Annotated in this window: 21 protein-coding genes; 10 read left to right on the top strand and 11 right to left on the bottom strand. The window is 47.7% G+C overall.

Features of this window, described 5'->3' with window-relative positions:
- Positions 1-99 precede the first annotated feature (99 nt).
- Both bmrC and bmrD read left to right on the top strand, forming a co-directional pair.
- Positions 100-1,857: a multidrug ABC transporter ATP-binding protein BmrC gene (bmrC, locus tag G9F50_RS13430; RefSeq protein ID WP_060562088.1), complete on the top strand. Its 1,758-nt coding sequence runs from the start codon at positions 100-102 to the stop codon at positions 1,855-1,857.
- Positions 1,854-3,875 (top strand): multidrug resistance ABC transporter ATP-binding protein/permease BmrD, encoded by a 2,022-nt coding sequence (gene bmrD, locus G9F50_RS13425; RefSeq protein WP_060562089.1) that lies wholly within the window; start codon positions 1,854-1,856, stop codon positions 3,873-3,875. The genes bmrC and bmrD overlap by 4 nt, the downstream gene beginning before the upstream one ends.
- 40 nt (positions 3,876-3,915) lie before the next feature.
- Here bmrD and G9F50_RS13420 read toward each other — a convergent pair whose 3' ends face one another.
- The 6 genes from G9F50_RS13420 to G9F50_RS13400 form a co-directional block, all read right to left on the bottom strand.
- Positions 3,916-4,536 carry an NAD(P)-dependent oxidoreductase gene (locus G9F50_RS13420; RefSeq protein ID WP_060562090.1) on the bottom strand — a complete coding sequence of 207 codons (621 nt, stop codon included), beginning with the start codon at positions 4,534-4,536 and terminating at the stop codon, positions 3,916-3,918.
- Between the two features lie 28 nt (positions 4,537-4,564).
- Positions 4,565-4,690, bottom strand: a complete 126-nt coding sequence (locus tag G9F50_RS20590) for a hypothetical protein (protein WP_003155283.1) — start codon at positions 4,688-4,690, stop codon at positions 4,565-4,567.
- A gap of 100 nt (positions 4,691-4,790) precedes the next feature.
- Positions 4,791-4,997, bottom strand: coding sequence for an alpha/beta-type small acid-soluble spore protein (locus G9F50_RS13415; RefSeq protein ID WP_003155280.1), 207 nt, complete (start codon positions 4,995-4,997; stop codon positions 4,791-4,793).
- Between the two features lie 224 nt (positions 4,998-5,221).
- Entirely contained in the window at positions 5,222-5,437 is a 216-nt protein-coding gene (locus tag G9F50_RS13410; protein ID WP_012117190.1) for a YheE family protein, read from the bottom strand.
- Between the two features lie 82 nt (positions 5,438-5,519).
- Complete coding sequence (locus tag G9F50_RS13405; protein ID WP_015239497.1) at positions 5,520-6,878, bottom strand: YheC/YheD family endospore coat-associated protein; 1,359 nt, start codon at positions 6,876-6,878, stop codon at positions 5,520-5,522.
- Complete coding sequence (locus G9F50_RS13400; protein WP_012117192.1) at positions 6,868-7,959, bottom strand: YheC/YheD family endospore coat-associated protein; 1,092 nt, start codon at positions 7,957-7,959, stop codon at positions 6,868-6,870. The genes G9F50_RS13405 and G9F50_RS13400 overlap by 11 nt, the downstream gene beginning before the upstream one ends.
- Positions 7,960-8,196: 237 nt before the next feature.
- Between G9F50_RS13400 and G9F50_RS13395 the strand changes: the two genes are divergently transcribed.
- Positions 8,197-9,330 carry a DUF445 domain-containing protein gene (locus tag G9F50_RS13395; protein WP_060562091.1) on the top strand — a complete coding sequence of 378 codons (1,134 nt, stop codon included), beginning with the start codon at positions 8,197-8,199 and terminating at the stop codon, positions 9,328-9,330.
- 85 nt (positions 9,331-9,415) lie between these two features.
- On the top strand, positions 9,416-9,766 hold the full coding sequence (locus G9F50_RS13390) for a YlbF/YmcA family competence regulator (protein WP_007409239.1): 351 nt from the start codon (positions 9,416-9,418) through the stop codon (positions 9,764-9,766).
- 38 nt (positions 9,767-9,804) lie between these two features.
- Here G9F50_RS13390 and G9F50_RS13385 read toward each other — a convergent pair whose 3' ends face one another.
- Complete coding sequence (locus G9F50_RS13385) at positions 9,805-10,944, bottom strand: DNA alkylation repair protein (RefSeq protein WP_079891085.1); 1,140 nt, start codon at positions 10,942-10,944, stop codon at positions 9,805-9,807.
- A 382-nt stretch (positions 10,945-11,326) separates the two neighbouring features.
- Here G9F50_RS13385 and G9F50_RS13380 point away from each other — a divergent pair, with 382 nt between their 5' ends.
- The 3 genes from G9F50_RS13380 (at position 11,327) to G9F50_RS13370 (ending at position 15,199) form a co-directional block, all read left to right on the top strand.
- Complete coding sequence (locus G9F50_RS13380; protein ID WP_012117197.1) at positions 11,327-12,193, top strand: Cof-type HAD-IIB family hydrolase; 867 nt, start codon at positions 11,327-11,329, stop codon at positions 12,191-12,193.
- 112 nt (positions 12,194-12,305) lie between these two features.
- Positions 12,306-13,808 carry a coproporphyrinogen III oxidase gene (locus G9F50_RS13375; RefSeq protein ID WP_007409236.1) on the top strand — a complete coding sequence of 501 codons (1,503 nt, stop codon included), beginning with the start codon at positions 12,306-12,308 and terminating at the stop codon, positions 13,806-13,808.
- A gap of 101 nt (positions 13,809-13,909) precedes the next feature.
- Entirely contained in the window at positions 13,910-15,199 is a 1,290-nt protein-coding gene (locus G9F50_RS13370) for a lysine N(6)-hydroxylase/L-ornithine N(5)-oxygenase family protein (RefSeq protein WP_060562092.1), read from the top strand.
- Between the two features lie 25 nt (positions 15,200-15,224).
- Here G9F50_RS13370 and G9F50_RS13365 read toward each other — a convergent pair whose 3' ends face one another.
- Genes G9F50_RS13365 through G9F50_RS13355 form a run of 3 tightly spaced genes read right to left on the bottom strand, consistent with a single transcriptional unit; the run spans position 15,225 to position 17,325 of the window.
- Complete coding sequence (locus tag G9F50_RS13365; protein WP_060562093.1) at positions 15,225-16,439, bottom strand: cation:proton antiporter; 1,215 nt, start codon at positions 16,437-16,439, stop codon at positions 15,225-15,227.
- 7 nt (positions 16,440-16,446) lie between these two features.
- Positions 16,447-16,944 carry a cation:proton antiporter regulatory subunit gene (locus G9F50_RS13360; RefSeq protein ID WP_012117200.1) on the bottom strand — a complete coding sequence of 166 codons (498 nt, stop codon included), beginning with the start codon at positions 16,942-16,944 and terminating at the stop codon, positions 16,447-16,449.
- 27 nt (positions 16,945-16,971) lie between these two features.
- Entirely contained in the window at positions 16,972-17,325 is a 354-nt protein-coding gene (locus G9F50_RS13355; RefSeq protein ID WP_060562094.1) for a hypothetical protein, read from the bottom strand.
- 184 nt (positions 17,326-17,509) lie between these two features.
- Here G9F50_RS13355 and G9F50_RS13350 point away from each other — a divergent pair, with 184 nt between their 5' ends.
- Positions 17,510-18,277 (top strand): enoyl-CoA hydratase, encoded by a 768-nt coding sequence (locus G9F50_RS13350; RefSeq protein ID WP_007409232.1) that lies wholly within the window; start codon positions 17,510-17,512, stop codon positions 18,275-18,277.
- 24 nt (positions 18,278-18,301) lie between these two features.
- Here the strand turns inward: G9F50_RS13350 and G9F50_RS13345 are convergent, their stop codons facing one another.
- Positions 18,302-18,487 (bottom strand): YhzD family protein, encoded by a 186-nt coding sequence (locus G9F50_RS13345; protein WP_003155259.1) that lies wholly within the window; start codon positions 18,485-18,487, stop codon positions 18,302-18,304.
- A 105-nt stretch (positions 18,488-18,592) separates the two neighbouring features.
- Here G9F50_RS13345 and G9F50_RS13340 point away from each other — a divergent pair, with 105 nt between their 5' ends.
- Both G9F50_RS13340 and G9F50_RS13335 read left to right on the top strand, forming a co-directional pair.
- A complete protein-coding gene (locus G9F50_RS13340; protein ID WP_007409231.1) occupies positions 18,593-19,489 on the top strand; it encodes an ABC transporter ATP-binding protein in 897 nt (298 codons plus the stop codon).
- On the top strand, positions 19,482-20,741 hold the full coding sequence (locus G9F50_RS13335; protein WP_060562095.1) for an ABC transporter permease: 1,260 nt from the start codon (positions 19,482-19,484) through the stop codon (positions 20,739-20,741). Before G9F50_RS13340 ends, G9F50_RS13335 begins: the two co-directional genes overlap by 8 nt.
- Positions 20,742-20,788 lie beyond the last annotated feature (47 nt).

Below are 20,788 nucleotides of genomic sequence, written 5' to 3'. Positions count from 1 at the left end.
AAAGACAGGTGTGATGCATGTGGCGGCATTAGCGAAAACAATGAAAAACAATCCGGAAAAGCTTGAGGGCGGCTGATTGATGAAAGGGGATGACGGTATTTGTTTACTGTATTAAAAAAGCTCGCGTGGTTTTTTAAAGCCTATTGGCTGCGCTATACGACAGCGATTGTTCTGTTATTGATTGTGAATGTCATTGAGATGTTTCCGCCTAAACTTCTCGGTAACGCAATAGACGATATGAAGGCGGGCGTGTTTACGAAAAGCGGGATGCTGTTTTACATATGTGTTTTTCTCGCATTAACGGCAGCCGTCTATTTACTGTCTTATTTTTGGATGTATCAGCTTTTCGGCGGGGCGAATGTCATGGAGAAAATTCTCCGGTCAAAACTGATGGGGAGGCTTCTTCAAATGTCACCGCCGTTTTACGAGAAATACAGAACGGGCGATTTAATGGCGCGGGGGACAAATGACCTGCAGGCCGTCAGTATGACGACGGGCTTCGGGGTCTTAACGCTCGTTGATTCGACGATGTATATGCTGACGATATTTTTGACAATGGGGCTCCTCATCAGCTGGAAGCTGACATTTGCCGCGATTATTCCGCTGCCGATAATGGCGGCTGCGGTCAGCCTGTACGGAAAAAAGATCCATGAGCGGTTTACGGAAGCGCAGGATGCTTTCGGATCATTAAATGACAAGGTGCTGGAGTCGGTATCCGGCGTCCGGGTCATCCGGGCTTTCGTACAGGAAAAAAATGATGTCAGCCGGTTCGGTGATATGACGGCGGATGTATATGAGAAAAATATGAAGGTGGCGTTTATCGATTCACTTTTTGAACCGACTGTGAAACTTCTCGTCGGCCTCAGCTATCTCATCGGTCTCGGCTACGGCGCTTATCTCGTTTTTCAAAACCGGCTGACGCTGGGAGAGCTGGTATCGTTTAACGTGTACCTTGGAATGATGATCTGGCCGATGTTTGCGATCGGAGAATTAATCAATATCATGCAGCGCGGCAATGCCTCCTTGGATCGTGTCAATGAGACGCTTTCCTATGAGCCTGACGTGATCGGGCCCAAGCGCCCCGCCGGCATCAAGGAGCCCGGACGTCTTGTTTTTGAACAAGTGACTTTCACGTATCCGAGCGGAGCCGGACCGGCGGTTTCCGATGTATCTTTTTCCGTAGAAAAAGGGCAGACACTCGGCATTGTCGGGAAGACGGGAAGCGGAAAGACGACGATCATTAAGCAGCTGCTGCGTGAATATCCGCCCGGGGCGGGAGCAATCACGTTTACAGGCGTTCCGATTCAGGAGATCCCGCTTGAGGAGCTCCGCGGGTGGATCGGCTATGTGCCGCAGGATCATATTTTATTTTCTAAGACTGTAAAGGAGAATCTGCTTTACGGACGGCAGGATGCAAACGAAGAGGAAATCGGCGGCGCGCTGAAAGATGCGCATTTTGAAAACGATATCGGCATGCTTTCCGACGGGCTTGAGACGCTTGTCGGCGAGAAGGGCGTAGCGCTCTCGGGCGGACAAAAGCAGCGCATTTCAATTGCGAGAGCGCTTTTGACCGATCCTGACATTCTCATATTAGATGATTCGCTTTCTGCCGTAGACGCGAAAACGGAAGCCGCCATCATTGACAGCATCCGTAAAAAACGGCGGCATAAAACAACGATTATCACCACCCACCGGCTCTCGGCAGTTGAACACGCAGATCTCATTCTCGTCATGGATGAAGGCCGGGTGTCTGAAAGAGGCACGCACCGGGAGCTATTGACGCAGAACGGCTGGTATCGAAAACAATATGAGAGGCAGCAGCTGTCCTCTCTTGAAGAAGGGGGGACGGGCGCATGAAGACCGGGAGAAGATTATGGAATTACGCGCTTCAATATAAGAAGCTGCTGATATGGGCGGTCGTCCTGCTCATTATTGCGGTCGGCACTGAGCTGACCGGCCCGTTTATCGGAAAAAAAATGATTGACGACCACATTCTCGGCATTGAAAAAACATGGGTTAAAGCCTCTGCGGACGATCCGGGCGCCGTCAGGTTCCGGGGGCATGATTATGTCAGGGAGGACCGGCTCAAACCGGAGGCGGATAAAACCGGAGAGGCGCACATTTATCAAGTCGGTGCGGGCTACTATTTTGTTGACCGTCCCGTCAGTTTTGACGGAAACCGTTCGGTGTCAGACGGCCGGCTGACAATATCAAACGGTAAAGAAAGCAGGTCATATCCCGCCATTACGTTATCAAGACAGGAGATTTTTGAATTTTACCGTCCGGAAATAAAAGGATTGCTGACGTTGACCGCCATTTACGCCGGACTGCTCATGTTTTCCGTATGTTTTCATTACGGTCAGCATTATCTGCTGCAGATGGGAGCGAACCGGATCATACAGCGCATGAGGCAGGATGTATTTTCACACATTCAGAAAATGCCGATCCGCTACTTTGATAATCTGCCTGCCGGAAAAGTCGTGGCCCGTATTACGAATGACACAGAAGCGGTGAGGGATTTATATGTAACGGTGCTGTCGACATTTATCACAAGCGGCGTTTATATGCTCGGCATTTTTACGGCGCTGTTTATGCTTGACGTCAGGCTGGCCGCCGTTTGCCTTCTGATTATTCCGATTTTAATGATCTGGTCGGTTGTGTACCGCAAATACGCATCCGTCTTCAACCAAAAAATCCGTTCCATTAACAGTGACATCAATGCGAAAATGAATGAGTCCATTCAAGGGATGCCGATTATTCAGGCGTTCCGCCGTGAGAAGGAAACGATGAAGGAATTTGAAGAATTGAATGAAGCTCATTTCCGCTATAAGAACAAAATGCTGTCTTTAAATTCCCTCATGTCCCACAGTCTTGTCAATGTGTTGCGCAATCTGGCGTTTGTCGGGCTGATCTGGTATTTCGGAGGCGCGAGTCTGAGTGCGGCCGGAATTGTTTCGATCGGCGTTTTATATGCGTTTGTTGATTATTTAAACCGTTTGTTCCAGCCGGTTACGGGAATTGTCAACCAATTTTCGAAGCTTGAATTGGCTCGTGTTTCCGCCGGCAGGGTATTTGAGCTTTTACAGGAGGAGGAAACGGAAGAAACAGGCGCTCCCGCAGACAGAAAGGCGGAAGGGACTGTGGAATTCCGCGATGTTTCTTTCGGGTATCGTAAGGGAGAAGAGGTGCTGAAACACATCAGCTTTACAGCTGAAAAAGGCGAGACGGTCGCCCTCGTCGGCCATACGGGTTCCGGCAAAAGCTCCATCCTGAATCTTCTGTTCCGTTTTTATGATACCGAAAAAGGCGATATCCTGCTGGACGGAAAAAGCATATACGGCATGTCAAGACAGGAGCTGAGGTCGCATATGGGCATTGTGCTGCAAGACCCGTATCTTTTCTCGGGCACGATCGGCTCCAATGTGACCCTCGATGATCAGCGTATTTCTTTGGAGCAGGCGGAAGAAGCGCTTCGCCAAGTCGGCGCCGCAAGTCTTCTGCAATCTTTGCCGAAGGGCATCAGAGAGCCCGTCACTGAAAAAGGCGGCACACTATCCTCAGGCCAGCGTCAGCTGATTTCTTTTGCAAGAGCGCTTGTATTCGATCCGGCCATTTTAATTTTGGATGAGGCGACGGCGCACATTGACACCGAAACAGAAGCAGTCATTCAAAAAGCGCTGCAAGTCGTTCAAGAAGGGCGCACGACATTTATTATCGCCCATCGGCTTTCCACGATCAGACACGCAGACCAGATTCTCGTGCTGGAAAAGGGCCGCATCATTGAAAAGGGAAGCCATGACGAATTAATGGCGCAAAAGGGGCAGTACCATCAAATGTATGAATTGCAGAAAGGATCGGCGAAGTCCGCGGTGTAATCGGAAAGGGTGAATCTAAAGAGATTCGCCCTTTTTTCATTCAGTAAGCCAGTCCTACCCGTTTTCTGACAAACTGCGGGCTGATCAGCTCGCGGTACAGAAAATGCGCCGTGTCTCCGACTGTGATTTCGGCGCCGTCTTCAGGAAGGCGATCCTGTTCGAACCGGTAAACTCCGGCAGCGTCTCCGTCAGGAAGGTAGGTAGGGCAGATGATCGTCCAGTCAAGATCCTCTGCCAGCAGCATCTCGTATACGCGGGCGTGTTCCTTTGCGGCTCTTGTTGATTTTCGTTTTGATTCTGCCGATTCAAAACGGTATTGATCAGGCATAAGCCGTGATTGAAGGATACCCGCGGTGCCGATCGTAATCAGACGCTGAACATGATGCCGTTTCATGCCGTCTATTATATGGGTCATAGCGGCTGAAAGGGTATCGTCACCGTCCGTGCCGAGACAGCTCACGACTGTGTCCGCTTTGGAAATCAATCGGCTTACATTTTCCCGCCGCCTCGCATTCCCTGTTATGATCTGTTTTTCAGGAATGGGAAGGACTGTTCCGGCTGATCTGACAAGAGCGAATATCTCCATGTGTCCATGTTTCTGCGCTTCTTTTATAAAAGCCTGTCCGACTCTTCCCGTTGCTCCGAGTAAAGCGATGTTCATGTAAAAAACCTCCTCGCCGCTCATTATATCATTCAAAGCAGCGGGGAAAAGAATGCCTGTGAATAAACGGGAAATGGTGGGCAACATATTCATTGACCAAAGAAACACTTACGAACTGAAACAGCTCCCAATTGACTGAGGCAATGAATGACATGTTTTCCCTCCTTTTTCCTAGGGTATGTGGAATAGGAAAAAAGGGTGACGGCATAAAAGAAGACGCGGTATCCCGCGCCTTCTGTAAGCCATTTATTGAGTTATTGTACGCCTTGGCCGCCCATGTTCTGCTGTGCGAAAGATACTAAACGTTTCGTGATTTCTCCTCCGACAGAACCGTTTGCACGAGAAGTTGTTTCTCCGCCAAGGTTTACGCCGAACTCAGAAGCAATTTCGTATTTCATTTGGTCGATTGCTTGAGCAGCGCCGGGTACTAATAGTTGGTTTGAAGAGTTGTTGTTTGCCATTTGTATGATCTCCTTTATTAAGTAGTATGGTTGGGTTTGCTGGAATTGCACCAGCCGATGATTTTCGGAATGAAAACCATTGCCAGCTCGGCTTCACCCAATGCTGTTTGCCGCTTTGTACTACGTATTATGGTGAATCAAACGGCATCTCATTCGGAAAACCGGGTGGTAAATAGCGGAAGGAAAAAGAAAAGCCCAGCCTGATGCGGCTGAGCTTTTAGCTTTCAGTCATATATGTGATAAAGCATTAATTCGTGCAGCTCTTTTACGAGAGCCGGCTCTTCTTTTCCCGGATGTGTGTGTCCCCATTCAATGTCACCGGACTTATGGTAAATCCCTTCGTAATGCGTACCCTGCCAGTAAAATGAAATCCGCCATCCGGGCAGTTTCTCTTTTTTGAATAACGGTTTCCAGCTGAAGTGCGAAATCATGACGTTCACGCTCCTTATGGGAAATGTTGATCTTGTTCATTGTAGCTCATCGTTCAATGCCTGTCCCGGGTAAACCTAAAAAAAGACAGCCTCACCGCCAAAGTTTTTCCGGGGCGGTGATGGACCGTTCTGATAAATACGACGCGTATTCAAAATTTCTCCGTTTTGTCAGGTAATCGACCGATCTCAGCTTCGGATGGGAAAAAATGCTGCGCCCGGGGCGGGAATTGGCTTCAAACATCCAAACTTTCCCTGAATGATCGACGCCGAGGTCAAAACCGATTTCGCCGATAAAACCTTCAATGTGCTCATTTAACACGCGGCTGACCGCCAAGGCGGCTTTTGAAAGTTTCCGCATCATGCCGACTCTCTCTCTCGGATCGCCGTATAATTCAGCTAACGTCCTGACTTCTCCGCCGGTTGCGAGATGCGTCGTGATGCTGTTTTCACCGGAAATTTTTGCCGCAATGGCCGTCACTGTCCATTTCCCCTCGGCGTTTTTATTCGTGTGCACCCTGAAATCGACGGGGCGCCCATCCAGCCGGATCAGGTCAATGCCTTGCTGAATTAAAAATGCGGACGGGTCATTGTTTTCTTTAAATGATGTCATGAAGGATGCCGCATCTGAATACTCTGCCGTCACCACCGTTTTTTCCTCATTCGTGTGTTTGACAGATAAGCCGGCATCTGTTTTTTCCACCTTGTAAATCCCCGTGCCGAGTGCGCCGTCTGCAGGTTTGATATAGACGGTGTCAAACGTGCTGCATAACGTTTCTAACGCTTCTGCATTCGGGTGCAGGACAGATTTTGGCAGAAGTGAAGCGGTGAGACTGTTTTTTTCCAGAAGCTTATGAATGTCCCATTTATTAAAGAATTGCGGATTAAACCACGGAATCTGATAGTCATTCATCAGCCTTTGTTTTGTCTGCTGTAAAAGCGGAACTTCTTCCGTTTTTCGGCTCGGGAGCCTGTCATATACGACATTCGGAAGCGGGACGGCCGTCCGTTTCCAGCTGTTTTCTTTATAAATCAGCGCTTGGACGGTGCCTTCTTCCCAGTTGATCTGATGGGCCCCGAAAACGAAACAATATCCGTTCGCCTGTTCATGAAGAGAGAGCATCTTGGAAAAGAAGGCTGTACGGTCTCTTAACGGGCGGGACGGCGATGATGTGAACCCGGCTGTGAAAACGCCGATCAGCGGTCCGATGTGCACCGTCTGGCCGTGTATGAGAAAGTCAGCCCGGCTTTTATGCGGTATCAACAGCTCCTCAAACAAATCTTCAGAAAGGAGCGCGCTTTTTTCAAGTGATTGAGAAAAGGCTACACGGCATTTGACAACCTTGGTCCCGAAGGCAGCGGATAAAAGCCCTTCCCGTTTCATGGAGGAGGGGAGAAACAGCGTATTTTTGCTTTTTTTATCGATGCCGACAATCATCCCTTTATGATTCACGCGGTAATACTCCTTTCCGGCTTTCCTGTGACTGAAGTTCGCGGAAGCGTCTCAGCGGACTCGTATACAAATCCTCTTTCGCCTCCGGAGCCACGCTTAAAATAGCTTTCCGTCCCGGCTTTGAGTTGACATCCAAAAGCCAGATGCGTCCGTCTTTGGCATAACAAATATCGAGCCCCAGCTCAAACAGCGGCCCGAACCGTTCATCAAGGAAATAAGGGACGGATTGGGTGATCGAAAAGACATCATCCAATAAAACGGCCTGCTGCTTTCTCGGAATTTCCTCAAACCATGTGTCAAACTTAATCGGTTCGGATCCTCCGGGTAAATGAGATAAAAGACCGTTCTGATAACCCCTTCTGACCGCTTTTCCGACCGTTTCCCAAACGCCTGACTCAGTTTTGCGCATGAAAATGCGGATGTCGCACGGATGCCGCTCTTTATCCTGGATATTTAAGTAGGATTGAAGCAAATAGCGGTGCTGCAGCACTTTTTTGCACCAAGACTTAAAAGACACGTGATTGGAAAATGATTTTGTTTGTTTGTTTTTTCCGATATAGTAAGTGGCCGTAATTGATTTTTTGCCTGTTTCAAGCAGGATGATGCCTCTGCCTCCCGCGCCGAAAGCGGGCTTAAGTATACATGCTTTTTCCTTGGCTAAGTATGATTGCACCTGTTCATAGCGGCTGACTTCGGCCGTTTCAGGAATATAGGGACTGATCAGATGATGCTTTTGGAGCGCATCCGTGACCGTCCATTTATCAGGAAGCCCCCGGCCGATAAATTCCGTTTTCCGATATTTTTTCAGCCATTCGACGATCGGTTTGGCTTTTTGCGCTTCAGCGGATTTTCCGTAAAAACAGCGGTCGTAAATATATTCGGGAATATCGATTTCCGTTTCGTTCCACTTTCCGCTTTGCGGGTGATAGACGAGCGCTTTCACGCGCAAAGAATCCGGAAAAATATCAAACGGTGTAAAGCGGGCTAAGCGCACATTATATTGAGGCGCTCTTTCAGCCAATTCCCCGGCGTAATCTTCTTCGTGCCGGCGGGATACAGACATAAAACCGAGTGTTGTCATATTATTACTCCCCCTTTATTCAAAAAGCCGCTGATGGAACGGCCCTTCCATCCAATAAATATGCTAAGCGCATCATAAAAGATGATCTACTGTAAAGAGTACGAAACAGCATCTTGCCTTATTCCTCACAAACAACAATTCAGGTTCTTCATTTGCCCGCATGCCCGCCAGCCTCTATAATACGAATAGATATATCATCAAGAAAATAGAACATAAGATGGAGGCAGAAGAAAAGGAATGGGCATAGCAGGAACGTTTCTATTTATGATTGTGATCGGAGCCGCGATCGGCGCGGTGACGAATCATCTTGCCATTCAGATGTTATTTCGTCCGTACCGGCCGTATTACCTGTTCGGAAAACGGGTTCCGTTTACGCCGGGGCTGATCCCGAAAAGGCGGGATGAATTGGCAAAACAAATGGGGCTCATGGTGACGAACCACCTTTTAACCCCGGAAGGAATAAAAAAGCGGCTTTTATCAGATACCGTTAAAAACCAGGCGCTTCTTTTCGCCGAACAATTCACGCAAAAAATGGCCGCTTCCGAGATGACGGTGCACGAAGCTTTGGCCGCCGCGGGCATCCGGAATCCGCAGGAAAAGACGGATGCCTGGATTGACCGTTTTACCGATGAAAAGCTTTCGGAACTGTACCGGAAATATGAGCACCGCGCCATAAAAGACTGGCTTCCTGATGAGCTTCAGGAAAAGCTGGATGAAAAAGTCCCGATGGCCGCAGATTATATTCTGAAGCGGAGCATTGATTATTTTGAGAGCGAAGAAGGGAAAGACAGGCTCGGAAATATGATTGACGACTTTTTGAATTCCCGGGGGATGCTCGGCAGCATGGTGCAGATGTTCCTCGGCAATTCAAGCTTGGCAGACCGTGTGCTGCCTGAGCTGTTAAAGTTTTTGCGCAATGAGGAAACGAAAAAGCTTCTGGCTGATCTGCTTTCTCAAGAATGGGGCAAGCTCAAATCTTATACACTTTATGAGGCCGATGAAAAGTGGAATGCGAAAGATCTGCTGTTCAGCATGAAAAAGCGGGCTTTGGCCGCACTTCAAACCGCGCCCTTTTTCGAATGCCGGCTCGGTGACATCATCTCCCGTTATGAAGGGGAGATTACGGGAACGTACGCGCCGAAGCTGCTTGATGCGGCACTCGGCAGTATTGCCGCTCATTTGGAGAATGTGCTGAAACGGCTGCGTCTTGAGGAAGTGGTCAAAGAGCAGGTTGATCAGTTTCCCGTTGAACGGCTGGAGGAAATGGTGCTGTCGATTTCCAAGAGAGAATTTAAGATGATAACGTATTTAGGCGGTCTGCTCGGCGGGATAATCGGAGCAATTCAGGCTTTGTTTGTCATTCTTTTCTAAGGAAAACATACGCCGATGATGAAAGTCGCTCCGCAGTCTGTTATAGTGGAGTGGTATGTCCGAAAGGAAGAAAGGAGCGGTTACTATGGCAGTTCATTTTTATGATGCAGCATATGATCTTGAAAAAGCTTTGCGAAACAGTGATGAATACAGCCGTCTGAGAGGGCTTTATGATCAAGTAAACGCAGATGAATCCGCAAAACGCATGTTTGATAACTTCCGCAATGTACAGCTGCAGCTGCAGCAGAAACAGATGTCAGGTGAAGAAATCACTCAGGAAGAGGTAGAGCAGGCACAAAAAACGGTTGCTCTCGTACAGCAGCATGAATTGATTTCACAGCTGATGGAAGCGGAACAGCGCATGAGCATGCTGATCGGCGAGTTAAACAAAATCATTATGAAACCTCTTGAAGAGCTTTACGGCAGCCCGCAATAAGCTCCACACCCCTCCATCTATGAAATGGAGGGGTTTTTTTATTCAACAGAAAAATCAAGCGAACCTTTTACCGTACCGTTAATGATGACAGACAGAGTGTGAATTCCCCGATAATGCTTGCGGGTGGTTAAATCTTTAAGGGAATGATGTTTGCTGAAGGTTTTTACGTCTCCGTTATCCATGGCGGACTCCGACATCTTAAACACCTTGCGGCTGCGGTGCCCCCTTTTCTTTACAAAATCAATCGCGTATTCAACCCTGACTTTTTGCCGGGCGGATGAGCGGATCTGAAAAGAAAAATGTATGCTTGTTCCGATGGCGGCCGTTTCCGAATTCAGTGTGAAACGTTCCAATGAAATCCGGGAGGCGTCTTCAAACCCGAAAACCGCAAGCGCCTGTTTGTCTCCTCTTTTTAACAGTGTCCTGCAGGCGTGCTTCAAAATCCAGTCCGTGTGCGGACAGCTTCCGAACCGCTCGGCTGCGATCTGTGCCAGAAGATCCGGATGTGTTTTGGAGATGTCATTCAGGTTATTCGCCACGCTTTTTCTGACATATAACGAGTCATCCTGCATCAAGCGGTCCAGAACAGGGAGAATCGGAGAAGGATCTTCAAGAAGAGCCGGAATGGAGATTCCCCATGGCAGGCGCGGTCTTGAGCCTTCGCTGGCAAGCCTTCTGACATGTTCGTCCGGATGCTCCGTCCAGGAAAGGAACTCTTTGAACATCTGCTCCCGGTCAAGCCTGATATACGGGCGGACCGCAAATTCGGAAGTGGAAAAACGAGTGAAATACTGAAGCGCCTTCATTGATTCGTCCCAGTGATCCGTTCCGTACTGTTGGACATAATCGGGAAAAATAATCCCTGCGAGCCCTGAGAAGTGGGGAGCTGTCTCATATAAGACGTCAAGTGCCCGTATGTAATCCTTCGGCAGTGTTTCATATAAAGAGTCTGTGATCCGGCGCATCCGCTGTTTTAACGTCAGTCCGGGCCAATCTTCCTGAAACGTCAGCGCCCGGCACTTGTCCCGCTCAAAAGCCGGATACGCCGATTTGATTCTGTTCAGAAGTGCTTCTGCAAATTCTTCGTTATAAATATCTTTTAATAGAGACATGACAGTCACCGCTTTTTTTCTTTTATTATATGAGAATGTATGTTCCCTTACAACTTTATCATACATTCAGCATAGATATTTCCTCTGATTTTTTTAGTTAAAAAAACCCTTGTTTTTTAACAATATAATTGAGATAATAACTCTGAAAGCGCCTACACTTACAGATGATCTAAGGATACGGTCGCCTATACTGCCTGGTATGTTAAGGGGTAGCAACAGAGAGTAAGTGAAACGAGCGCATCAACGGTCAAATAAGGGGTTCCTGATATATTTCGTAATAGAAATACACATTGGGGAGAAGGCAGCAAATCGATCGTATCCCAACAAAACGACAGTTCAAAGTCTGCTTGAGGCAGGCTTTTTTGCTGCGGAGAAAAGGTTGTTCTAAACAAAGAGACAGGGTCATATCCTAATGACAAGTACAGTCATCAAGGAGGGGGACTTCTCTGTGTCAAAACAAATGCTGGCGTTAAATATAGACGGAGCGCTTCTTCGCTCCAACGGCAAACTTCATCAGACGACAAAGGATGCCATCGAATACGTCAAGAAAAAAGGAATTTACGTCACACTGGTCACAAACCGCCATTTTCGCTCTGCTCAAAAAGTGGCGAAAATATTAAAGCTGAATGCGAAATTGATTACCCACAGCGGCGCATACATTTCTGAAAAAATAGATGAGCCGTTTTTTGAAAAGAAAATATCAGAAGATCACACGTTTAATATTGTTCAGGTGCTGGAAAGCTATCCATGCAATATCCGGCTTCTTCACGAAAAATATTCGATCGGAAACAAGAAGAAAGTGAACTCCAATCTGGTCGGGAAAACGATGATTCATCCGTCTGACCCGATTTTTTATCCGGTGCAGTTTGTCGAATCATTAAGTGACCTGCTCCTTGATGAGCCGGTTTCAGCGCCCGTCATTGAAGTGCATGCCGAAGATGGCCTGCAGGCTGATATAACGGATACGATAATGAAAGCATTCCCGGCCGTCGATGTGATCCGCGTCAACGGAGAAAAACTGAACATCGTGCCTAAAGGGGTTTCAAAAGAAAGCGGACTTTCGATGGTCGCCGCTGAACTCGGGCTTTCAATGGAAGAGGTTGTGGCTATCGGCCATCAGGAAGATGATCTGCCGATGATCGAGCTGGCCGGTCTCGGCGTCGCGATGGGGAATGCCTCAAATGAATTAAAAAGAAAAGCGGACTGGGTGACAAGGTCAAATGATGAACAGGGAGTCGCCTATATGATTAAGGAATATTTCCGCATGCAGCACCGCAAAGGCTTTCTCGATAAGTTCCATATGAAACGGCCGTAATCAAGAGCCGCAGACGCGAAACGCCGGTCTGCGGCTTTTTCGCGGATTGATTTTAGCCTGTTCTTTCTGTACACTAAAGAAAGTTTTGAATCTGAAAAATAAGGTGATCACATTGCAAATAAAAATAGACGGCATCACGGATGACAGGCTGCATCGTCCGCTGCAAAACATCGCGAATTTATTTTTTGAAGAGTGTGTTCTTGCGTACGGCGAAACGGAGGAACCCTCTGATCTCGTCATCTCACTTGCCATTTCTCAAGATGCAGACAGCGTGTCGGTATCCGGAGAAATCAAAGGAACCGGCGAAAAGGAACATCATACGAAACCGCTTCTTGCCGGATGGAGCGAAAAAGAAGTATTTAAACAGGTGAAAAATACGCTGTCATATGTCTACTTAAATCTTCTTCAATCGCATACGGGCATGACACAAAAATGGGGAATCTTAACCGGCATCAGGCCTACTAAACTTCTTCATAAAAAGCTGCAGAGCGGCCTGACAAAAGAAGAGGCGCACGCCGATCTGAAAAAAGATTATCTGATCCATGATGAAAAAATCAATCTGATGCAGGAGATTGTCGACCGTCAGCTCGCTGCGGTTCCCGATCTGTACCGGGTCAAAGATGAAGTCAGCATATATATCGGCATCCCGTTCTGCCCGACAAAATGCGCCTACTGCACGTTTCCGGCTTATGCCATTCAAGGACAGGCGGGAAGAGTCGGCTCCTTTTTATGGGGGCTTCACTATGAAATGCAGAAAATCGGAGAATGGCTGAAGCGGCATGATATCAAAGTGACGACCATTTATTTCGGCGGCGGCACGCCGACAAGCATTACCGCTGAGGAAATGGATCTTTTATATGAAGAAATGGTCCGCTCTTTCCCGGATGTCGCGAATATCAGGGAGATTACCGTTGAAGCGGGCCGTCCCGACACGATTACGGAGGAAAAGCTTGCCGTTTTAAATAAGTATAAGATTGACAGAATCAGCATCAACCCGCAATCTTATGAAAACGAAACGCTTAAGGCCATCGGCAGACACCATACAGTTGAAGAAACCATCGAAAAATACCATCTTTCCCGCAAACACGGCATGAACAACATCAACATGGACCTGATCATCGGCCTGCCGGGAGAAGGGACGGCTGAGTTCAGGCACAGTCTTGAGGAAACGGAAAAGCTGATGCCTGAATCTTTGACCGTTCATACGCTTTCTTTTAAACGGGCGTCAGAAATGACGAGAAACAAGCATAAGTATAAAGTTGCCGACAGACAGGAAGTGTCCCGCATGATGGATGACGCCGTCCGCTGGACAAAAGAGCACGGCTATACGCCGTACTACTTGTACCGGCAGAAAAACATTCTCGGAAACCTTGAAAATGTCGGCTACTCCTTCCCTGGTCAGGAAAGCATCTACAACATTATGATTATGGAAGAAGTGCAGACGATTATCGGTATCGGCTGCGGCGCGGCAAGCAAATTCATTCATCCGGAAACCGGAAAAATCACGCACTTCGCCAATCCGAAAGATCCGAAATCATATAATGACCGATTCGAGCATTATACAGAAGAGAAAATCAAATACTTAGATGAGATGTTCGTCAAATCCGCATTATAATATCAAAAACGGCACGGAATCAGCGTGCCGTTTTTTTATGTTTAACCGTCTGTAAAAACGGGAAAAGACCATCAGACTGTTATTCGTAAGAGGTGCATAATATGTATGATGTTATAGGAGCGGGAATCGGGCCGTTTAATTTAGGGCTTGCCGCATTGTTAGAGGATATACCCGGAACAGATGCTCTTTTTTTCGATAAAAAGAAAGAATTTGCGTGGCATCCCGGTCTATTAATTAAAGGGACCGATTTACAGGTGGCGTTTCTGGCGGACTTGGTCACGCTCGCCGATCCGAAAAGCCGCTACACGTTTTTAAACTTTCTCCATGAACATGACCGGCTGTACCGGTTTTATACGTTTAATGAATTTGATATTCCGAGACGGGAATTTAACGACTATTTGAGCTGGGCGGCTTCAGAAATCAAATCATGCCGTTTCGGCTCAGAGGTAATCGATGTGAAAAATGCCGGCGGACATTATGACGTCAGCGTCAAGAACATTGAGGACGGAAGCATCAGTGTCTATCAAACGAGGCATTTCGTCATGGGGACGGGGTCTGAACCGCTTATTCCCGCAGAGATTGCTGCCGAAGCGCGTCAGGACACGATGGTCAGCACGGAATATTTGTTTCGGAAAGACGAGCTCGCCGGCGCCGAATCAATTACAGTGGTCGGCTCCGGACAGAGCGCCGCGGAGATCTTTTCTGACTTATTGCACGATGAACAATACCGCCGCAGCCGGCTGCAATGGGTGACACGCTCCGCCGGATTCCGAGAATTGGAAACCGCCAAGCTCGGGCAGGAAATGTTTACACCTGATTATGTGGAATATTTTAACCGCCTGCCTTTTAAAGAACGGCTGAAAACGCTCCCTGAGCTGGACGGACTGCGCCACGGCATTGATTCTGACACACTTGCCGCCATTTACGATGCCCTGTATCACAGATCGATCAGCGGAGGTTCGCCTGACGTGTATATTCAGCCGATGGCGGAGCTTGAAAAAATTGAAAAGCAAAACGGGCGCTGCGTACTGAGCTTTCATCAATGGCAGATGGATGAAACCTTTACGGCCGATTCAGAAAAAGTGATATTGGCGACCGGTTTTAAACCTCATATTCCGGAATGGTTTACGGCAATTGCCCCCGATATCGAATGGGAGGATGAGAAACGCTTTAAAGTGACGGCCGATTCCCGTCTTGTCTTTAAGGACGACAGGCGGCATCATTTTTTCACATTAACGAATCTTGATCATGCTCACGGAACGGGCGCTACGAATTTGAAGCTCTCTGTTTACAGAAACCAAAAAATCATCAATACCATTCTGGGAAAAGAGCATTTCTCCATTGATAAAAAAACGGCTTTTCAGCAATTTCTTCCCGCTCAAAAAAACTGACCCCTTATAAAGAGGTCAGCTTTTTTTATGATTTCTGCGGCTTCTTTTCAGGCGTCTTCCATTTGAACACGCTGTTCAACAGGAGATATATCCGCTTCGATTCTTTCGTGAGCAAAGGGCCGAAGATGGCCAGTATCAAAACATATAAGGCGGCGAAAGGTTTAAGTGAAGCGGACAGGCCGCCGGCGATGCCGAGATTTGCGACGATAATGGAGAATTCGCCGCGTGACACAATGGTCAGCCCGATATTAGACGATGCTTTATGAGAAAGCTCCGCCCGGCGCCCGGCGATCATGCCGGCGATAAAGTTTCCGGCAATCGTCAGCAGAACGGCGCCAAGGGCAAGCCATACCGCATCTCCGAGTGAAAACGGATCAATGCTGAGACCGAAGCTGAAGAAAAACATGGCCCCGAAAAAGTCACGGAACGGCACGACAAGATGCTCAATCCTGTCAGAATGGGCCGTCTCCGAAAATACGAGTCCGAGCAAGAGCGCGCCGATCGCTTCAGCGACATGAATCGTTTCGGAAAAGCCGGCAATGAAAAAGAGCGCGGCGAAAATGACGATGACAAATACCTCGTTTGAACGGATATCAAGCAGCTTGTTCAGCAGAGGCGGCAATTTTCGAGCGGCAATGAAAAACAGCAGCATATATCCGAAAGCGATCACGATTGACATCAGCGCGCCTCCGACAGACGTCGCGTCTCCCAGAACAAGCCCGGAAACGACCGATAAGTAAACCGCCAGAAAGATATCCTCAAACATAATGATGCCGAGAATCAGCTCCGTTTCCGGATTGGCCGTGCGCTTTAAGTCAACAAGCACCTTTGCGACAATGGCGCTTGATGATATCGTGATGACGCCCGCCAATACAAGCACTTCCAAAAAGGAAAAGCCTGTGATAAAGCCGTATATCAGCCCTAAACTGAAATTAATCAGAATATAAATCGTTCCGCCGGCGGCGATTGAACGTCCGGATTTGACTAATTTTCCGACCGAGAATTCAAGTCCGAGGTAAAAGAGGAGGAACAGGACGCCCATCCGTCCGAAAAATTCAATCACTTCCCGGCTTTCGATAAACGTCAGGTCAATGATGCCCGCTTGGGGCGCGTGCGGCCCGACAAGCATTCCTAAAATGATCAGGAAGGGGATGATCGAGAATTTAATTTTATTGGCGATGACACTCGCAATGGCTACAAGAACTAACGCCGTACCGACTTCAAATACGAGATGGTCCATAAACAGATCACACTCCGTCTCTGGAGAGGAAGTCTTGGATCAGCTTTTTCAGATGCTTTCTTTCACCTGAGAGGACGAGTGTATCGTTTGCTTCAAGTAGCGAATCAGCGCCCGGGTTTAAAAGCTTTTTCTGGTTATGCTTAATGATGGCGATGACCGTCACGTCATAGTTCTGCCGCACATCCAGTTCGCCGAGCGTCCGCCCTGCCGCTTTTGCCCCTTTTTCAACTTTAAACCATTCGATAATCAGATCGTTGAACGCCATTTCAATCGATTCAAGCGCCTGCGGTTTGTACACCATCCCGCCGATAATCGCGGCAATCTGTCTTGCTTCCGCATCATCAAGTGAAATGCTTGCCAGAAGCTCATCAGGGTCGCGGTCATCAAATCTGTAAATTTCCCGCCTGCCGTCATCATGAATGATAATCGTCATTTTTTCATGATTTCTCGTTTCGATTTCGAATTTTTTCCCGATACCGGGCAGATCGTTTTCTTTAATATTCATAAAAAATCCCTCCGGAATATACTGTTTTTACATCGTAAATACAGATTGGCAATGAGAAATGGTCTGATGCCGGAGGTAATTTGACTGGTATTGTATCGGAATGGCGCATGTCCTTTCCATTGTGGAATCAATGAATTGATCAAGAGGTTTGACAGATAACAGGGAGATCATCCGGGATAACGCACCGTATCCTTTTGACAGGCCTTGCGGAGCGGTTTTGGTTTGAACCGGCGTCTTTGCCGAATCCGTTTCCTGCGGGTAAACCGAAATTTGTACATGGCTGTCTGTTTCTGTCACCAATTGGGAAGGAAGAGCGACATCCGAAGGGGGGAACAGCACCATAAAAAAGCTCAGTAACAAGCTGAGTATCACATATTTCATTATCGGCGTTTTTCCCCCCTTTTGTTTTGTATATCAATTTCACTATATAAAAATGTATGTTCAGTTTCAAATGATATGCATTTTTCGGTATCTATTGACCTTGAAAAATAAAGGGATTTCGCTTCGGCGGAAGGAATATATCATTTGAACAAAATATGTAAGCGGATTCAAGGAGGATGTAAACATGCAGTATATTCGCTATGAAGAAAAGGGAAAGATTGCGGAGATTGTGCTGAACCGGCCTGACAGTTACAACGCGCTGAATGAACAAATGCTCCGGGAATTGGAAAACGCATGCGTGATGGCAGCCGACAGCGAAGCGCTTATCGTGCTTTTACGGGGGGAAGGCCGGGGATTTTCCGCGGGCGGTGATATTCAGATGATGACATCGGATCATGATTCGGGAGAATATGAACGGCTCATGAAAATGATCGAATCCATTACGCTGACGCTCTATGATATGAAAAAAATTGTGATTGCCGCCATCCACGGAGCCGCGGCGGGGCTCGGGCTGAGTTTCGCGCTGTGCGCCGATGTGGTGCTCGCCGAAGAAAACGCCCGCCTCGCGATGAATTTCATCGGCATCGGATTGGTCCCCGATGGAGGAGGCCATTATTTATTAATGAGACGCGTCGGTGAGATCGAAGCGAAAAAACTGATTTGGAGCGGTGAAAAATTGCCTGCTGAAAAAGCGGTGCGGCTCAAGCTTGCCGACGGGCTGTTCAGCGGCGGCCCTGCGGAGGGGGCACAACCGTATATCGACCGATTGCTGCATGCGCCGCTGTCAGCGATGATTGAAACGAAGGCTATTTATCAGAGCCTCCATATCAGCCGGTTAAAAGATGTTTTGTCTCTTGAACGAAAGGCCCAGGAAAATATGAGAAAAACGGATGATCATAAAGAGGGCATCCGCGCCTTTTTAGAAAAACGGACGCCGCAATTTAACCGGTAAAATACAGAAGCCGGAAAGCTTCTGTTATCTGTGGAATAAAATCAGCTTTCCGGCTTCATTTACCAAGCGGTGAGTACTGTTCTCAAGCTTTTTTTCCTTTAACAAAGCCTCTCCGGCGGCCTTCGCCTCCGCCTCATTATCTGCTTCGATCCGTTCATCCAGCAGCGTTTCTCCCGACGCATGGAATGCGGTCAATACATATTGTCCCATCATGTCACCCCCTTTATAGAATGATATTCTGATAAAGAATTTAAAATCCTCCATTAATTTTTACCCATTATTAGTATATAATGGGTCAAGGAAGGAGTTGGATTCGTGCTTACAATTGAAAACGTAACGAAAACATTCGGCAGCTTTACCGCTGTTGACAATTTGAACCTGCAAATACCTGAAAGGGAAATGTTCGGGCTGCTCGGCGCAAACGGCGCGGGAAAAACGACGACCTTTCGGATGATTTTAGGTCTTTTAAGCCTGACTGACGGGCATATCACCTGGAAAGGGCAGCCGGTCAATTATTCCATCAGTGAAAAAATCGGCTATCTCCCGGAAGAGCGGGGGCTGTATCCGAAAGTGAAGGTGAGTGACCAGCTTGTCTATCTGGCGAGATTAAAAGGAATGGGCAAAAAAGAGGCGGAAAAAGAGCTCATGACATGGCTCGAGCGGTTCGGCATTACAGATTACAAGAATAAGAAAGTCGAAGAGCTGTCGAAAGGAAACCAGCAGAAAATCCAGTTCATTTCGGCCGTCCTGCATAAGCCTGAACTGCTGATTCTCGATGAACCTTTCAGCGGTCTTGATCCGGTGAATGTCGAGCTGCTGAAAGAAGCGGTTATTTCTTTGAAAAACAGCGGCGTTTCCATCGTTTTTTCAAGCCACCGAATGGAGCATGTGGAAGAACTTTGCGAGAATTTGTGCATTCTCCAGAAGGGAAAACCCGTCGTTCAAGGCAATCTGAAAGACATTAAGCGGTCTTTCGGCAAAAAAAATGTCACCGTTCATTCAGATGATGACCTCAGCTTTTTAAAAACGCATGAAGGCGTCGTGAAATGGAAGGAAACAAATGACGGAATCAGACTGCAGGTCGCGAATGAACCGGTTTCTCAGGATATTTTCCGGGCGCTGCAAGGGAAAGGTTTTATACGGAAGTTCGAATTGGAAGAGCCGTCACTGCATGATATTTTTATAGAAAAGGTGGGGGCCGTATATGAATAAATTTTGGATTATGCTGTTTCATACATATAAAAACAAAATCGCGACAAAGTCATTCATTATTTCGACCGCCATTACCGTTTTATTAGTATTAGCGGTGACCAATCTGCAATCGATTATATCCGTGTTTCAATCGGATGACGGCAAGCAGCAAATCGCGGTGATTGATGAAACGGGCGGGCTGTACCCGGCGTTTGCAAAACAGCTTAAAGCGGCGGATACAGACAATGATCTGCAGGCAATGGAGACGAAGGAGTCCGAAAAAGATGCCGTAAAGCGTGTCAAAGACGGTGAATGGGACGGACTGTTTATCATCAGACAAGATCAAAAAGGAACGATAACAGGAGCATACAAAGCGCTGACCATTTCTGATGAATCAGCGTATAAACTGCTCAAGCAGGCTTTAACCCAGACAAAAACCGCTGTCGAAACCGCCAAGCTCGGCATTTCGGCAGAAAAAGTCAGCAGCCTCTACACTCCGCCGGAAGTCAGCAAAGACGCGCTGGAAAAAGGGGCGAAATCTGAGGAAGAGCTCGGTCAGGTAATGGGGCTTGTCTACATCATGCTGTTTGTCATCTACTTCTCAGTTATCATGTACGCAAGCATGATTGCGATGGAAGTGGCGACGGAAAAATCGTCCCGCGTCATGGAAATTTTAATTTCAAGCATGCCGCCGATTCAGCAGATGTTTGCCAAACTGTTCGGTATCGCGCTCGTGGGGATCACACAGTTTGCGGTGCTGATTGCGGCTGGTTATCTCTCACTGAAGCTGAACCCTCAAAATGATGCGTCGTCGCCGATCAGTGCATTTCTCAATTTTAAGGATGTTCCCGTCTCGACGATAGTTTATGCCGTCATTTTCTATTTGCTCGGCTATTTTCTTTACGCGACGCTGGCCGCGTTTCTCGGCAGTGTTGTCAGCCGGATAGAGGACGTACAGCAGACGATTCAGCCGATGGTTTTTTTAGTCGTGGCAGGTTTTATGATCGCCATGTTCGGCATCGGCAATCCTGACGCCGGTTTTATTACCGTTACATCTTACATTCCGTTTTTCACGCCGATGATTATGTTTTTACGCGTCGGGATGCTCGATATCCCGTTTTGGCAGGCTGCGGCCGGAATCGCCCTGACAATGCTCACTATCGTGATCTTTGCGGCGGTCGGCGCGAAAATTTACAAAGGCGGCGTTTTGATTTACGGAAACGCCAGCGGATTCAAAGCGATCAAACAAGCGCTGCGCATCTCCAAAAAATAAGTGAAACAGCCCGGAACAGCCGGGCTGTTTTTTTATTTTACAGAACG

The organism is Bacillus sp. EKM206B (assembly GCF_011066015.1).
Taxonomy (GTDB): domain Bacteria; phylum Bacillota; class Bacilli; order Bacillales; family Bacillaceae; genus Bacillus; species Bacillus velezensis.
The sequence above is the reverse complement of the archived record's forward strand: the minus strand, read 5'-3'. Positions and strand labels throughout refer to the sequence as shown.